This window comes from Aeromonas media, assembly GCF_020423125.1.
In the GTDB taxonomy this organism is placed as follows: domain Bacteria; phylum Pseudomonadota; class Gammaproteobacteria; order Enterobacterales; family Aeromonadaceae; genus Aeromonas; species Aeromonas media.
In genome coordinates, this window is the sequence record NZ_CP075564.1 from 4,248,395 (window position 1) to 4,265,269 (window position 16,875).

The window sequence follows — 16,875 nt, forward strand, 5'->3', positions numbered from 1 at the left end:
CCTTCAGGCTCCCGTTTCATCTTGCTTGCCATCCTCAGGAGAGCATGGCCCCCAGGCTCAGGCAGGCCACGATCAGCACGGTCAGCAGGCCGAGCAGAGGCGCCACCCACTTCAGCCAGCGCACATAGGGCACCTTGGCAATCGCCAGGCCACCCATGACCACGGCTGAGGTCGGGGTCACCAGGTTCACCAGACCGGAGGCGGACTGGTAAGCGGTTACCACCAGCTCGCGGCCCACGTTGGCGAAGTCGGCGAGCGGCGCCATGATCGGCATGGTCAGCACCGCCAGACCGGAGGAGGACGGCACCAGGAAGGAGAGCACCACTTCCAGCACGAACATCACGTTGATGAACACCACGGTGGAGAGGCCGGTGACGATCCCTTCCGCACTGTTCAAGATGGTGTGGGTGATCATGCCGTTGTCCATCACCACGACGATACCGCGGGCGATACCTATGATGAGGGCCACGCCGAGCAGGTCACGGGCACCGTCGATGAAGTTGGAGGTCAGCTCCTCCTCGCTCATGCGGGAGATGAGGCCGACGATGATGGCGGCGGCCAGGAAGACGCCGGAGATCTGCGCCATCCACCAGCCGAGCACGGCCACCCCGTAGATCATCACGGCGAAGGCGGCGACGAAGATACCCAGCACTATCTTGCGGGTCAGGGTGAACTCCAGCATCTGATCGCTCTTGTTGCCGAGGAAGTGGGCGCGGTTCTCTTCCCACTTGTCGGCCACCAGGGACTTGCTGGGATCGTTGCGCACCATCTTGGCATAACGCATCACATAGGCGACGCACAGCAGCCAGCCGGCCACCAGCATGGCGACCCGCAGCCAGATGCCGTCGGTGAAGGAGATGCCGGCCGCGTTGGCGGCAATCACGGTGGCAAACGGGTTGATGGTGGAGCCTAGCGTCCCTATACCGGCGCCGAGCAACACGGTTGCCGCAGCCACGACCGGGTCGAAGCGGGCGGCCATCATTACCGGCACCAGCAGGGTGTAGAAGGGCAGCGACTCTTCCGCCATGCCGTAGATGGTGCCCCCTGCGGCGAACAACGCCATCAGGATGGGGATCATCCACTCCTCGCGGCCACGCAGACGGTCGGTGACGCGCTCGATACCGGCATCGATGGCACCTGTCTTGGTCACTATGCCAAGGAAGCCGCCGATGATCAGGATGAAGAGGGAGACGTCGATGGCGCCTGCCTCATAGGTGTCGTGGTTGTAGAGGCCGTCGATGGGTGCCAGCAGCACGTCGACGATCCCCTGGGGATTGGCATCCACCAGCTTGTAGGTGCCTGCCACCGGCACTTCCTTGCCGAGGGCTTCATTCATTACCATGTCGTATTTGCCGGCCGGCACTATCCAGCTCAGGGCGGCCACCAGGGCGATCAGCACAAACAATATGGTGTAGGCTGACGGGAACTTGAATTTGGTCATGGTCCAGCTTCCTTCTGTGGGTGTGGTATCCATGTATCTGCGGGTCGTAGGGTTAGAGGTATTATGCCGCCGTCACATGGTCGAAAAGCCGGGGGTCACCCCCCGGCACCACTACTGCGACCTCAGTCGCCCAGCGTAGCAACCATCACTGCCTTGATGGTGTGCATCCGGTTTTCGGCCTCGTCGAATACTATGCTGTGCTCGGATTCGAACACGTCCTCGGTCACTTCCAGACCCTTCATGCCGTATTTGTCAGCCACTTCCTTGCCCATGGTGGTCTCGTCGTTGTGGAACGCCGGCAGGCAGTGCATGAACTTCACATCCGGGTTCTTGGTGGCGTTGATGACGTCCATGTTGATCTGATACGGGGTCATCAGTTTGACGCGCTGATCCCAGGCTTCTTTCGCTTCACCCATGGAAACCCAGACGTCGGTGTAGAGGAAGTCGGTACCCAGCACCCCCTCCTTCACGTCTTCGGTCAGATGGATGCGCGCACCGGTCTCTTCGGCGATTTGGCGGCACTTTGCGACCAGCTCCTCTTCCGGCCAGAAGGCCTTGGGGGCAACCAGGCGGATGTCCATGCCCATCTTGGCGGCACCGACCATCAGGGAGTTGCCCATGTTGTTGCGAGCATCACCCAGGTAGGCGAACTTGATCTGATCCAGGCGTTTGCCCTTGCCGTGCTCCAGCATGGTCATAAAGTCGGCCAGGATCTGGGTCGGGTGGAATTCGTTGGTCAGACCGTTCCAGACCGGTACACCGGCATGGGCGCCCAGCTCTTCGACGATCTCCTGACCGAAACCACGGTACTCGATGCCGTCATACATGCGGCCCAGCACCCGGGCGGTGTCCTTCATGGACTCCTTGTGGCCGATCTGGGAACCGCTTGGGCCGAGGTAGGATACTTGGGCGCCCTGGTCGAAGGCCGCCACTTCAAACGCGCAGCGGGTACGGGTGGAGGTCTTCTCGAAGATCAGGGCAATGTTCTTGCCGGTCAGATGTTTGCGCTCATAGCCACCGTATTTGGCTTTCTTCAGGTCGATGGCCAGATCGATCATGTATTGGATTTCGCGCGGGGTGAAGTCCAGCAGTTTCAGGAAGTTACGGTTACGCAGATTAAAAGCCATGATGAGTTCTCTCTATATTTGTTCAGACCAATTTGGGCAGTGTCATTGACTACGCAGTACACATTACAAAGTTGTTCGGTTACTCAGGCATTCACGGTATGGGTGGCGACGATATTGGTGCCGGCTTCACCCTTGAGGATGGCGAGGCCATCTTCCAGAGAGCCGATGCCGACCATGCCGCCGGTCGCCTTGACGAATTCACAGGAAGCTTCGACTTTCGGTCCCATGGAGCCAGCATCGAACTTGACGCCAGCCAGTTCGGTCGGGCTGGTCACCCGCAGCGGGTGCTGGGTCGGCTTGCCCCAATCCAGGTAGACGGCATCGGCATCGGTCAGGATCAGCAGGGCATCGGCCTTGATCTGCTTGGCCAGGTAGGCGGCAGACATGTCCTTGTCAATGACGGCTTCGATACCGGTCAGGCACTGGCCATCCCAGGTCACAGGAATGCCACCACCACCGGTACAGATGATGAGGTGTCCCTGGGCGATCAGGGTTTCGATGGCATCGCCTTCGACGATGCGCTGGGGCAGCGGGGACGGCACCACGCGGCGGAAGAACTTGCCATCAGCCTTGACCACCCAGTGCTTCTCTTCGGCCAGGATGCGGGCTTCCGCTTCCTCATAGACGGGGCCGATGAACTTGGTCGGATTGGCGAAGGCGGGATCCTTGGGATCGACCTGTACCTGAGTCAGCAGCGCGGTGACGTTGCGGCTCGGCATCAGGTTCTTCAGCTCCTGGATCAGCATGTAGCCGATCATGCCCTGGGACTCGGCACCCAGCACATCCAGGGGATAGGGCGCGACCTTGGTGTAGGCGCTGTTTTGCAGGGCCAGCAGGCCGACTTGCGGGCCGTTGCCGTGCACCAGCACCACGTTGTACTCCTCGGCGATCAGGGCGATGGTCTTGGCGGCGGTGGCGATGTTCTTGCGCTGGATGTCAGCTTCGAGCGGCTCTCCACGACGGAGCAGAGCATTGCCACCCAGGGCGACGACGACAGTTGGTTTTTTCATGAGTGTTACTCTCGAGTCTTGGTGTGTGTGGCGCCAACCTCTGCCGGCGCCACGCCGTCTAGTTAGATGCCGTCACGTTCCATCGGGCAACTCATGCAGCGGGCGCCGCCGCGGCCACGTCCCAGCTCTTCACCCGGGATGGGCAGCACTGTGATACCGGCCTTGTCGTATTTCTCGTTGGTGTAGGTGTTGCGCTCGTAACCCACGACCACGCCGGGGCGCACGGTCAGCACGTTGTTGGCATCGTTCCACTGCTCGCGCTCGGCCTCGAAGCTGTCACCACCAGTAGTGATGAGCTTGAGCTGATCCACGCCCAGCGCCTTCTCGATGGCGGTCACGAAGTAGCCCTCTTCCTTGATGTTCATGCCGGTGGCGCCGCCCGGGGTCAGGCTCCAGCAGTTCACATCCTTGCGGATGACCTCCGGATAGACGGAGAAGGTGTCTATGTCCATGTGGGTCATGACGGTATCGAGGTGCATGCAGCTACGGTGTTTCGGCAGTTGCATGGCGATGACCTGCTTGGCCTGGCCGTGCTTGAACAGGCCGCGGGCCAGGTGCTCGACACCTTGCGGCGTGGTGCGCTCGGACATGCCGATCAGCACGGCGCCACGGCCGATGACCAGAACGTCGCCCCCTTCGATGGTGGAGTTGTCGTAGTCACGATCCTCATCACCGAAGTACTTGATGAAGTCCTGACCGGCAAACTGCGGGTGCCAGCGGTAGATGGCCTTCACATGGTTGGTCTCGCGGCGACGGGCGGCCTTGGCCATGGGGTTGATGGAGACGCCGCCATAAACCCAGCAGGAGGTGTCACGGGTGAAGAGGTGGTTGGGCAGCGGCTCGATGATGAAATCGGTCGGGGCGTGCATGCCGACCACCATGTTGACGCCACTGTAGGGCATCTCTGAGTAGGTCAGACCACCGGAGAGGATGCGGGCCAGCTCGCGGTGAGGCATGTCCGCCAGGAAGCAGCGCACGTCGTTGGCCAGGGCAGTGCCGAGGCGATAGTCGGACACCTGATGTTGCAGCAGCCAGGTTTTGGCTTCCGGTACATCCAGGGTCTCGGCCAGCAGGTTGGTCAGCAGGAAGACTTCGACATTCTGATCGCGCAGTACCTGAGCGAATTTGTCGTGCTCCTGACCGGCACGTTCAACCGACAGGACATCGTCAAACAGCAGGTCCTGGCAGTTGGAGGGGGTCAGACGCTTCAGACTGAGGTTGGGGCGATGCAACATGACACGACGCAATTGGCCAACTTCAGAACCTACATAAAATTTGCTCATGATTATATTCCGTCTAGCAGTGGTCCCTGCGAGTGATTGAATAGATTCCTTCTATTCTGGCTCGTGGCTAAGGCGGGATATTCTTTATGTAGGGTAATCAGCTTGTGTTCTATCCTGCCCTTGCCTTTCGTTACAGAGGTTAGGACTAGCAATCAACGCAAACTTGGACATTGATCACATTCACTCGAGACTGAATAAAATCAGGAGTTAATTTATGATGGAGTTTACATAAATGACATTTACCCATTAATGCTGACCGCATTATTACGCAATAAAGACAGTATTTATTTCATAAAGATAGCGTTTTCATTCATGTGTGATATCTATAAATGGATATGAGAAATTAAAAATAACCAATAAAATCAAATGCATGCATTTTTGTTATTTTTTTTTGAATTTTATGCGTTCATCCATGCATTTATCCTCATAAATGCTCCCTTACCTCACCACATAAATAGTCATCTGCATCCCTTCGCCTGAATAATCCATCTCTTGTCCCAGATCATGGCATCGGCCCCAACCCGCACGGACAGCCCTCCGTATCAGGGTGCTCATCACATCTCCTTTATATGGATATGCATTCTGATCGCATCCTGACGATGCTTTTCTCACCAGGCCCATTGCATCCAGGTTTTAAAGTTTTTTCATTAGTTGAATTTATTGCGCCACCTTGCGCAGCTCCCCGGTTCGCCTTAACTCAGAAAGTGATCAGGATCACGCTGTTTTTCTATCACCAAGGAGATAACCATGAAGATCAAATCGCTGTTTCTGCTCGTCGCCCTGGTTCTACCCATGGTCCCGGCTATGGTTCAGGCCCAGGGTGCTCCCGCCATGCCGCTGGTGGTGTGCCATGTTGACCAAGCCCCACAGATGCTGGTGCCCGCCTACCTGTGCCAATGGTATGGTGGTCAGCAACATCACTGATACTGCCCCCAGGGGGAGGATCCCTCCTCCTGGCTTGTCAGCGTCCCACGCCGGTATACCTCTCCCCCGATAGCCAGCTCCTGTCAGCCACTTCCGGCCAGCAACCCCATGCAACCCTCCGTGTCCCCCCCCTCAACCCAACCTGGCACAGGTACCCCTGCCCCTGAATGCTGTCGGCCCCGGCTCGCCTATCCGCAATCGACTCTGACCCTGGTGACTTTTCTGAACCTCAGTTAAACGAGCCGTGAGACATTCGCCATAGATGGCGTAAGTGAAGCGCCTCAAAAATTCTCGCCATAGTCGGAAAAGCAGAGCAAAAAAACCGCACTTAAAAATCACAAAACCATGATTTTAAAAGAAATATGATCATTATCATTTCTCGAGAAACGAGTTTCGAAAAAACGTTTTTCAGCATGCCGTTGTCGTCCTCCACGAAATCCTTATAGTTACTCCTGCACGGACGCAATGAAGTCGGTCAGGAAGACTGGCTGCCAGGGTTGGGCAAATGGACTCACCACAGGATGTGGTAAAGGACACCTCCCAGGACGGAGAAAGTGCGACGGGAACGGATGACTCGTCAGGCCATGATGGCTAAAGGACACCCCAAAGGATTGGGAAGGGGAAACCTAAAGGAAGAGGTATAGTCAGGGATTGCAGGGAGCAACTTCGTTCAAGGATATGAGCGATAAGACTATCGGGGGCGACGCAAGTCGCCCCCATCTTTTTTGGGAATTTTTCACGCTTTCCCGGTGAGCTGCCACCCTGACCACGGCGGCCAGGGTGCCCATCACCAGTCCAGCCGACCTTACTCCAGCCGGAAGTGCCCCACTATCTCCCGCAGCCTGTCATAGGTGTGCTGCATGGAGGTCGAGCTCTCCACCGTCCTCTCGCCATTGCCCTTGAGCTGGGTGATCACCTCGGCGATGGCGCTCATGTTGCGGTTGATCTCTTCGGCAACCGCGCTCTGCTGCTCCGCCGCGGTGGCGATGTGGCTGATGAGATCGTTGATTTCCACCACTTCCCCCGCCATCAGATCCAGCGACGCATTCACCTTGCTGGTGTTCTCTGCCGCATCCTGACAGCTCTGCCGGGTGTTCCCCATGGCCGCTACCACGGTCTGGGTCCCCCGCTGCAACCGGGTCAGCATGGTCTGGATCTCGGCGGTGCTCTTCTGGGTACGACCCGCCAGGGATCGCACCTCATCGGCGACCACGGCAAACCCGCGCCCCTGCTCACCGGCCCGGGCGGCCTCGATGGCGGCGTTGAGCGCCAACAGGTTGGTCTGCTCGGCGATGCCGCCGATGACCCCCAGGATGGAGCCTATCTGCTGCACATCCTGCTGCATGGCGGTGATGGAGTGGGCGGTGGCTTCCACCTCCGTTACCAGCGCGGTGACGCTGGCCATGGCCTGATCCACCACCCGGCGTGATTGGCTCGCCAACTGCTGGCTCTGACCGGTCAGCTGGGCCGTACTGGCGGCGCTCTCCGACACCGAGACGGCGGTGCGGCTCATCTCGTTGATGGCGGTGACGACCTGTTCCGTCTCCCGCACATGCTCGGCCAGCAGCCCCTGGGCCGACCCCGTTTGCCTGGCCAGACCCGAGATCCCCTCATTGAGCTGGCCGCTGGCCTGGCGCACCTCTCCCATCATTTCCTGCAACCGCTCGATGAAGCGGTTTATGCCGGCCGAGATCTGGCCGAGGTCGTCCGTGCTGGTCACCGTCAGCCGGCGGGTCAGATCACCACTGCCCCGGGACAGCTCCTGCACCAGATCGCGCAGGGAGAGGATGGGGCGATAGGCCAGGTTGAGAGCCACCATGGAGATCACCAGCACCAGGGCAGCCACCCCAAGCAGGGCCAGGGTGATCTTGCCGTTGAGCGCCTGGGTCATGGCCCGGATGTAGTCGAGATCGATATAGCCGGTCAGGGTCCAGCTGCTACCGCGGATATCCAGCTTGTTGGGACGGCTCTCCGTCTCTCCCTGGGGCTTGCTGCTGTAGAGTACCTGGCCCTGACTGTCGCTCAGGGAGAAGTAACGCCCCTCCCCGCTCACCTTCGCCAGCAGCGCCTTGAACTCGCTCATGTCGAGGTAATAGAGATAGGCGGAATCGGCACCACGGGGTACCAGGATGGAGATCACCGGCTTGCCGTCCAGTTGCTCCAGCGGGCTGACGGTGATCTGGTTGTTGGCGGCGGGGATCAGCTTGCGCAGAGCCTCGACCCTGGCCTTGTCGTCGATGACCCCGTTCACGTCGAACGCCATGTCACCGATCAGCTTGACGATGTTGTGAAAACCGGTCTCCTGCAGCGCCTTCTTGACGCTGGTCACCCCGAGGTTGAGATTCGCCGCCAGCAGCACCTTCTGGTTGATGTCACCGGCCAGCTTCTCCTTGACCAGGGTGATCTGCTCGTTGATGTTCTGGGTCGCCTGGGTGCGGATGTAGCCACTGATGAAGTGATTGACGCTGAACCAGGCGGTGCCGATGGTGACCAGGATGGCGAGCAGCAGCAGAACGTTGATTTTGACTTTGAATGGCATGGGGTGGGTCCCTCCAAATAGAAAGGGCCGGAACATGACCGGCCCTTTCTGCAAATGCTTACTTCTTCTTGGCGTACTTCATTGAGTCTAGGGCAACCGCCAGAATGATGATGCCGCCCTTGATGATGAACTGCCAGTAGGGGCTGACCCCGATATAGGTCAAACCATAGTTGATCAGGGTAAAGATGAGTACCCCGGTGATGACACCGGCGACAGTCCCTACACCACCGGCAAAGGAGACACCGCCCACCACGCAGGCCGCGATGGCATCGAGTTCATACATGAAACCGAGGTTGTTGGTGGCGCTGCCGATCCGGCCTGCTTCCAGCATGCCGCCGAAGGCGTAGAAGACACCGGCCAGGGCGTAGATGATCACCAGATTGACCGCCACGTTGACGCCGGAGACCTTGGCAGCTTCCGGGTTGCCGCCGATGGCAAAGATGTTCTTGCCAAAGCGGGTCTTGTTCCACAGCACCCAGACGAAGACGCTGGCGATGGCCGCATAGAAGGTCAGGTACGAAAGCTTGAATCCTCCTATCCGGATAAAGCCCTGCGCGAAGCTGGAGAAGCGAGGGTCGAAGCCAGCCACCGGAGAGGCACCCACCGAATCAAAATAGAGGGAGTTGATGCCGTAGACGATGATCATGGTGCCCAGAGTGGTAATGAAGGGCGTCACGTTCAGGTAGGCCACGATCAGGCCGTTGACCAGACCGATCAGCGCACCCACAGCACAGACCAACAGGATCACCGCCGGAATGGGTACTTCACCCAGACTGGGGAACACCTTGTTAACGTTGGTCAGGGCCTGCAGCATGGTGGCCGCGATCAGCGCCGCCAGACCGACCTGACGACCGGCCGACAGGTCCGTCCCCTGGGTGATGATGATCCCCGCCACCCCGAGGGCGATGATGACCCGCACCGAGGACTGAGTCAGGATGTTGCTGAGGTTGGTGAGACTCAGGAAGGATGGCTCCTGGATCACGATAACCATGAGCAGCACCAGCAGCACCAGGTAGATGGCGTTTTCCTTGAGCGCCTGCATCAGATTGAAATTTTTAGCCGACTCCATAAATGTCTTCCTGTCTCTAGAGGTACAGAGATGCCAGGCGCAGTATCTCGCTCTGGTCAGTTTCTTTGGTATTGACGATCCCGGCGACCCGGCCATTGCTCATGACCATGATGCGGTCGGTGATCCCCAGCAACTCGGGCATTTCAGACGAGATGATGATGATCCCCTTGTCCTTCTTCGCCAGCTCCAGGATGAGCTGGTAGATCTCGAACTTGGCGCCCACGTCTATGCCCCGGGTCGGCTCATCCAGCATCAGGATCTCCGGCTGGGTCAGCAGCCAGCGGCCTATGATCACCTTCTGCTGGTTGCCCCCGGAGAGGGAGCCAATCTGTGTCTGCTGGGTCGGTGTCTTGACTCGCATGGAGTCGATGACCCACTGGGTATCGCTCTTCATCTTGTTGTCGCTGAGCAGCCCCATGGATCCCTTGTAGTTGTCCATGTTGGCGATCAGGGAGTTGAAGGCGATGTCGAGACGGGAGTAGATCCCGGTGGAGCGGCGCTCTTCCGTCACCAGGGCGAAGCCGTTCTGGATCGCCTCATGGGCGTTGCGATTGGCGACTTCCTTGCCGTGCAGCTTGATGACACCGTCGCTGTGATCGCGGATACCGAACAGGGTCTCGACGATGTCGGTGCGCTTGGCCCCCACCAGACCGGCGATGCCGAGGATCTCCCCCTTGTGCAGGTTGAAGCTCACGTCCTTGATGGAAGGCTGATTCTTGGCCGTCAGGCGCTCGACTTCGAGGATCACCTCTTTCGGCTGGTTGGTTTTCTCCGGGAAGCGCTGGGTCAACTCACGACCGACCATCATGCCGATGATCTGATCCATGGTCATACCCTCGAGCGGCTGAGTCGCCACCCACTGGCCATCCCGCAATATGGTGATCTCGTCACAGAGCTGGAAGATCTCCTCCATCTTGTGGGAGATGTAGACGATGCCGCACCCCTTGTCCTTCAACTTGTTGATGATCTTGAAGAGGTGGTTGACCTCTTTCTCGGTCAGGGAGGAGGTGGGTTCGTCCATGATGACGATCTTGGCGTCATAGGAGAATGCCTTGGCGATCTCGATCATCTGCATCTGGGAGACGGAGAGGGTGCCGACCTTGACCCTTGGGTCTATGTCGATGTCCAGTTCGTCGAAGATGCGCTTGGTGTCGTCATACATTTTGCCGTGGTCGATGAACCAGCCCTTGGTGGGGTAGCGACCGAGCCACATGTTGTCCATCACGGTGCGTTGCAATACCAGGTTCAGCTCCTGGTGCACCATGGATACGCCATTCTCCAGCGCCTCTTTGGAAGAGGTAAAGTTGATCTCCTCGCCCTTGAAGAAGATCTTGCCCTGATCCTTCTCGTAGATGCCGAACAGGCACTTGAGCAGCGTGGACTTCCCTGCGCCATTCTCGCCCATCAACGCATGCACAGAATGAGGACGGACCCGTAAATTGACATTATCGAGTGCCTTGACGCCAGGAAAGCTCTTACTGACGTCAATCATCTCCAACAGCCATTCTGATTGTTGCCGTGTTGTCATATCAGCCATCACATCTGGTTGAAAAAAGGGCAAGGGGATCTCCCTTGCCCTGAGGGGAGGAATTACTCGAATTGGGACAGGTTGTCTTTGTCTACGCCCACATAGGCAACACGCACGACCTTGTTGTCGATCTTCCAGTTGGTGCCTTCACCGGCCGGCTTGCCCTCAGCCAGATTCTTGGTCAGCTCGAAGGTCGCCTTGGCCTGGTTGGCCGCGTCGTTCAGCACTGTACCCGCCATGGCACCGCTCTTGACCATGGCCAGCGCTTCCGGCAGGGCATCGACGCCGAACACCGGGATGGCAGTCTTGCCCTGGGCTTTCAGGGATTCAACAGCACCCATTGCCATGCCGTCGTTGTTGGCGATGACCACTTCGATCTTGTTGGCGTTGGGGCCGGAGATCCAGGCGTCCATCTTGTCTTTCGCCATGGCGGTATCCCACATACCGGTATCCATGTGCAGCTGTTCGGTCTTGACGCCGCCGTCATTCAGGGTCTTGACGACGTAGGTGGTACGGGCTTCCGCATCCGGGTGGCCCGGCTCGCCCTTGAGCAGCACGAACTGGATGACGCCATCCTTGTTCAGATCCCACTCCGGGTGTGCCTTCCAGTGCTTGGCGATCAGCTGGCCCTGGATGATCCCTGACTCCTTGGAGTCGGTACCCACGTAGTAGGCCTTGTCATAGCTGGCCAGATCGGCCGCGCTCGGTTCCTTGTTGTAGAACACCACGGGGATCTCGTCGGCACGGGCTTTCTCGATCACGACAGGGGCCGCAGCCGGGTCAACCAGGTTGATGGCCAGCGCCTTCACGCCCTTGGCCAGCAGCACGTCGATCTGGTCGTTCTGCTTGGACTGGTCATTCTGAGAGTCATTCATCAGCAGCTCCACACCGGGATTGGCAACCGCTTCCTTCTCGATGGCCTTGCGCACTACCGCCATGAAGTTGTCGTCATACTTGTAGACGGTGACACCAATACGGGTATCGGCTTGGGCTTGGGCTCCCGCCATCAGTCCCATCAGCAAGGTGGCAACTGTCGTGAGTTTTTTCATTGTTATGCTCCGATCTCTAATATCTGTTTTTGTAGGGAATGCTGTACACCGTTTGAACTGGCGCCAGCCTAATGTAATCAGTTTGTTGTGTGACGGTCTGTGATCATGGCAACAAAATGAAAACGTTTACACTCTGTTACATAGAAGCAATATTGTTAAAAATTAAATAGTTATGTAAGTTAAGGCCTCCTTCGAAGCCTCACCATCCAAGACTAGTCCATCTAGCGAAAAATGCAGTTCCAGCTGTAACTTCCAGGCAACAACCAGAATTCAGGCCGCACGCTCTGGCTCCAGGAGTCATCGCCCCCTACACCCATGTGGAAACCATCCAGACAGAGGTGCACTCCCCCCTGGGCCACCAGATCGGTCTGATGACGGGCCTGGGCAAGCTGTTGCTGGCTGTAGTGGCTGACGCTGAAGTGGAACTTGCCCTCGATGCTCACCTCTGCGAGCCGCAGCTGACGGGTATCGCAACGCAATCCGTTGTCGGTCGGGAACACATAGGGGGTGTGCAGGGCCGCAATCGGCAGCTGCCAGCGATGGAGGTCGGCGGCAAGCAGCCTGTCCGGGTAGTTCTCGTGGGGACCGCGCCCCAGCCAGCTCACTTCGTCGACCTCGCCGGCCAGCCAGAGCCTGGCGCCGATGCGGGGCAGCGACGGCATGTCGGCAGCGATCTCCACCTCGATGTGCAGCGTCATGACGCCATCGGCATCGAACCTGTGGTGCCAGCGGGTCAGTATCTTCAGCTCGTCGGCCACGAAGTAGCCATGAAGCACCGTGATGAGACCCTGAGCCGGGCTCGCCTCCAGGCCGAGGCAGCGGTGCTGCAGATCATTGAGCCCGGCCTCCTGCCAGCGGGCAATCCAGGCATTGGGATCCGCGTGATCCGCCTCGCTGGTGCCAATGTCGTTGTCAAGTGACGCCCGGTAGAAGTGATCGGCGATGACGTCACGCAGCTGTTCACGGCCCTGCTTCTGCCAACTGCTGATACGGCCGCTGGCCTTGTCCAGCCGCCACTCGCTGCCTGCAGCACGCACCAGCCAGTGGTCAGGCTGCTCGCTCAAGGGGGCGGGAGCCCGGGTAACGGGCATGGCCAGAGGAGTCGGCAGCATGCATTGCTGGCGCGCCACCTCGTGACCCGCCCCGGCCCAGGCCGTGGCGGTGGGCTGCACTATGGCCAGATCCAGCCAGGCGAGGGCGCCCGCGGCAAAGCCGGGCAGCCGCTCCAGCAGGGTCAGCATTGCCCGTCCCTGAGGCGCGAGCGCGAGCGGGCACTCGCCCTGGCTCAGCACCACTCCGTCCTCCAGCAGTTGCCAGCGCAGCACTTCGTTGTCCGTGGGGCGGAACAGATATTCGCTATGGACCTCCACCGTCAGCGGCTTCTGGCCTACCAAGGACAGCACGAAGGGTTGCTGGGCCCGCTTCGCCTCGAACAAGGCGGGATGCGGCGTACGATCGGGGAACAGCAGGCCGTTGCAGCAGAACTGGCGATCGTTGGGAAGATCGCCGAAATCACCGCCATAGGCCCAGAAATGACGACCATCATCGGCCATCTTGTCTAGCCCCTGATCCACCCAATCCCACACGAAACCGCCTTGCAGACGGGGATGATCGCGAAACGCCTGCCAGTAGTGGGCGTAACCCCCCAGGCTGTTGCCCATGGCGTGGGCATATTCGCAGAGGATCAGCGGTCGGGTCTCTTCCGGCAGACCTATCCACTTGGCCAGCGCCCACTTGGGCACAGCCGGGAAAGGCTGATCCTGATGGGTGCGGGCATACATGGGGCAGATGATGTCGGTGGCCGGGGTATCGGCTCCACCCCCTTCGTACTGGACCGCGCGGCTCGGATCGGCCCGTTTGACCCACTGGTACATGGCGTCATGGGCCGGACCATAGCCGGATTCGTTGCCCAGCGACCAGATGATGATGCTGGGGTGATTGAAGTCACGCGCCACCATGCGGGTGACCCGCTCGAGGAAGGCGTTGCTCCAGGCGGGATCCTGTGCCAGCCGCCCCATGGGGGTCATGCCGTGGGTCTCCAGGTTCGCCTCGTCCACCACATAGAGGCCGAGCCGGTCACACAGTCGGTAGAACTCGGGATGATTAGGGTAGTGGGAGCAGCGCACCGCGTTGAAGTTGTGCTGCTTCATCAACCGCAAATCCTGCTCCATGGCGGCCGGGGTCACCACATGGCCCAAGGCGGGATCGTGTTCGTGGCGATTGGCGCCGCGAATGAGCAGCGGTTGGCCGTTGACCCTCAGCAAGCCGCCCTTGATCTCCACCGCCCGAAAACCCACGTCATGGGCCTCGCTCTCGATGGGCTCGTCCTGCTCGTCCAGCAGGGTCAGGGTCAGTCGATACAGATGCGGCGTCTCGGCGCTCCACTTGTGGGGAGCCGCGACCTCCAGCCACAGCTCGGCTCTGTCTGTGTAGGCACCCTTCTCGTCGATGGGGCCGGTACCGAGGGGCTGATGCAGGCGGGCAACCGGCTGCTCACCGAAATAGAGGTTCGCCTCCACCGCCAGCCCGGCGCCTTCATTGACCTGCAGCGCCACCTTGAGACGGGCATCCCGGTAGCAGGCGTCCAGCACCGGGGTCAGCCGCACGTCCAGCAGCCGGCGCTCGGGTTTGTGCAACAGGCTGACAGAGCGGAAGATGCCGCTCATGCGCCACATGTCCTGATCCTCCAGATAGGAGCCATCGGACCAGCGCAGCACCAGCACGGCCAGCCGGTTGGTGCCTGCCTGCAGGAAGTCACCGAGATCGAATTCGGCGGGCAGCCTGCTGTCCTGGGAGTAACCGACCCAGCGGCCGTTGCAGAACAGATGGAAGGCGCTGTCCACCCCGTCGAAGATGATGCGGGTCTGACCGCTGGCCAGCCAGTCGGTGGACAGTTCAAACTCGCGGGAATAACAGCCGGTGGGATTCTCTGCCGGCACCCGGGGCGGATCGCAGGGGAAGGGGTACTTGATGTTGGTATAGATGGGGCGATCAAACCCCTGCAGTTGCCAGTTGCCAGGTACCCTGATGAGGGTCGAGTCGGGCAGATCCTCGTTCAGCCACTCCTCGGGCACCAGCTCGGGGGCTCCGAAGAAGGAGAAACGCCAGTCGCCGTCGAGCAGGATGCGGGACGGCGAAGGGAGCCCGGCACGGGCATCGGTCTCGCTGCGCCAGCTGAACAAGGGGGTATGGGCAGGCAGACGATTCACCGAGGTAATCGCCTGGGTCTGCCAGTCCTGACGGGCCACTATCTCCCTGAGCATTCTTCTCTCTCCCTGCATGAACGCCGATAACGCATGCAGTGTAGGGGAGTTTTGCCCGATGATCGGCGATCCCGCTCACACAGATGTAAACGATTACACCTGTTTTGTTAAGTAAAACAGAGTAAAAATTAGCTAAATGAGGGTAAAAGATCGCTCCGTAGAATAGTCAGGCTGAAACAGGATGATCCGGACGGGGGAACCGTGGAAAAAGAGAGATATATTGAGTTTCGAATGGAAACTTTTAGGACGAGTCATCAGAGGCTGCCACTCAACTGCCCCCAATCCACCGTCAGAAGGCGGCAAGAAACATCACCTTCAGAGTCTGGAGAATGCCATCGGAAGGCGGTTGAGCAGAGACAGGCGGGCGCCATCAAGCGGCAGTTGAACAGGGGCGTGGGCGTCTATCGGTGCCTCAGTCCCCACTCCACCGCCATGACAGAGGCAGAGGGCACACCCGATGGGTACGACCGAGTGGCGGTTGATTAGAGACTGGGGCGCTTAGCAGCAGCATGAGCCAGTAGACATGCCCCAACCGCCGTCACGCCACCGCCATGACGGCGGCAAGGAGACGCAACGATCAGAGCCTGACGGGCGCCACCGAGTGGCGGTTGATAAGGGTCGGGGTGTAGATCCGACTCTGCACCGTCTCGCTCTCCCCTGCGGCGAGTTGCAACGCCAGCTTGGCGGCCTGGGCGGCCATCAGTTCGATGGGATAACGCATGGTGGAGAGCTTGGGCCTCAGGTATCTGGCATAGATAATGTCATCGAAGCCCACCACCGAGACCTCTTCAGGCACCTTGAGACCATTGTCTGCCAGTACCGAGATGGCGCCTGCCGCCATGGCATCGTTGTAGGCCACCACCGCCGTGATGGGCAACCCCTTGGCCAGCAGGTTGAGCATGGCGCGCTCACCGCCCTCTTCATTGGGCATGCCGCTCTCCACCAGCTCGGGATCGGCGCTCAGACCCGCCTCGGCCAGGGCATCCTGATAACCCTGATGGCGCAGCATGGCATCCTCGATGGCATGATCCGAACTGAGGAAGGCGATGTGGCGATGCCCCAGTTCCAGCAGATGGCGGGTCGCGGTGGCGGCCCCCTGCCGGTTGTTGAGGGCGATGCAGCGGCCCCTCAGACCCGGAATGTCGCGGTTGATCAGCACCATGCCAGGGGCCCGCAGGGCATAATCGATGAGCTCCTCGTCGCTGAGCGCCTTGCTGTGCACCACCAGCGCCTCGCAGCGCTTGCCGATCAGCAGATCGATGGCTTCCCGCTCCTGCTGGGCGCGGTGAAAACCATTTCCCATCAGCAGGTGCAGCCCCTGTTCCACCGCCACCCCGGCGACCCCCTTGACCAGAGCCCCGAAGAAGGGATCTGCCACGTCACCGACCACCACGCCCATGGTGTCGCAGGTCTGGCTGACCAGGGCCCGGGCGTTGGCGTTGGGGGTGTAGCCCAGTTCGGCCATGGCCTTCTGCACCACCTCGCGGGAGGCGGCACTGGCCTTGGGTGAGTTGTTCATCACCCGTGAAACCGTTGCCACCGATACGTTGGCCAAACGGGCGACATCCTTGATGGTGCTCATGCTGTTTTCACTTATTTCACGGTTCGATATGGCGCCATTATACCGAGCAATGTCACTGAT

The 16,875-nt window shown here is 59.5% G+C and carries 11 protein-coding genes; 1 reads left to right on the forward strand and 10 read right to left on the reverse strand.

All coding sequences use genetic code 11. The features are described 5' to 3' along the window. Positions 1-34: 34 nt before the first annotated feature. The 4 genes from KI797_RS19675 to arcA form a co-directional block, all read right to left on the reverse strand. A complete protein-coding gene (locus tag KI797_RS19675; protein WP_161507687.1) occupies positions 35-1,441 on the reverse strand; it encodes a YfcC family protein in 1,407 nt (468 codons plus the stop codon). 122 nt (positions 1,442-1,563) lie between these two features. Then, a complete protein-coding gene (gene argF, locus KI797_RS19680; protein WP_042650576.1) occupies positions 1,564-2,568 on the reverse strand; it encodes an ornithine carbamoyltransferase in 1,005 nt (334 codons plus the stop codon). Positions 2,569-2,651: 83 nt separating this feature from the next. Beyond that, positions 2,652-3,578 (reverse strand): carbamate kinase, encoded by a 927-nt coding sequence (gene arcC / locus KI797_RS19685; protein WP_042650575.1) that lies wholly within the window; start codon positions 3,576-3,578, stop codon positions 2,652-2,654. Between the two features lie 62 nt (positions 3,579-3,640). Continuing rightward, positions 3,641-4,861 (reverse strand): arginine deiminase, encoded by a 1,221-nt coding sequence (arcA, locus tag KI797_RS19690; protein WP_042078763.1) that lies wholly within the window; start codon positions 4,859-4,861, stop codon positions 3,641-3,643. Between the two features lie 747 nt (positions 4,862-5,608). Here arcA and KI797_RS19695 point away from each other — a divergent pair. After that, positions 5,609-5,785: a hypothetical protein gene (locus tag KI797_RS19695; protein WP_202619469.1), complete on the forward strand. Its 177-nt coding sequence runs from the start codon at positions 5,609-5,611 to the stop codon at positions 5,783-5,785. 805 nt (positions 5,786-6,590) lie between these two features. Here the strand turns inward: KI797_RS19695 and KI797_RS19700 are convergent. The 6 genes from KI797_RS19700 to KI797_RS19725 form a co-directional block, all read right to left on the reverse strand. After that, positions 6,591-8,324 (reverse strand): methyl-accepting chemotaxis protein, encoded by a 1,734-nt coding sequence (locus tag KI797_RS19700; protein ID WP_005333051.1) that lies wholly within the window; start codon positions 8,322-8,324, stop codon positions 6,591-6,593. 58 nt (positions 8,325-8,382) lie between these two features. Further along, positions 8,383-9,393: a galactose/methyl galactoside ABC transporter permease MglC gene (gene mglC, locus KI797_RS19705; protein ID WP_041206572.1), complete on the reverse strand. Its 1,011-nt coding sequence runs from the start codon at positions 9,391-9,393 to the stop codon at positions 8,383-8,385. Positions 9,394-9,409: 16 nt separating this feature from the next. Next, positions 9,410-10,930 (reverse strand): galactose/methyl galactoside ABC transporter ATP-binding protein MglA, encoded by a 1,521-nt coding sequence (mglA, locus tag KI797_RS19710; protein WP_043128650.1) that lies wholly within the window; start codon positions 10,928-10,930, stop codon positions 9,410-9,412. A gap of 53 nt (positions 10,931-10,983) precedes the next feature. After that, the gene (gene mglB, locus KI797_RS19715) at positions 10,984-11,970 is read right to left on the reverse strand and encodes a galactose/glucose ABC transporter substrate-binding protein MglB (protein WP_041206574.1); all 987 of its coding nucleotides are present in this window, start codon (positions 11,968-11,970) and stop codon (positions 10,984-10,986) included. A gap of 221 nt (positions 11,971-12,191) precedes the next feature. Continuing rightward, positions 12,192-15,233, reverse strand: a complete 3,042-nt coding sequence (locus KI797_RS19720; protein WP_161507689.1) for a beta-galactosidase — start codon at positions 15,231-15,233, stop codon at positions 12,192-12,194. A gap of 577 nt (positions 15,234-15,810) precedes the next feature. Next, positions 15,811-16,815 carry a substrate-binding domain-containing protein gene (locus tag KI797_RS19725; protein ID WP_005328123.1) on the reverse strand — a complete coding sequence of 335 codons (1,005 nt, stop codon included), beginning with the start codon at positions 16,813-16,815 and terminating at the stop codon, positions 15,811-15,813. Between the last annotated feature and the right edge of the window lie 60 nt (positions 16,816-16,875).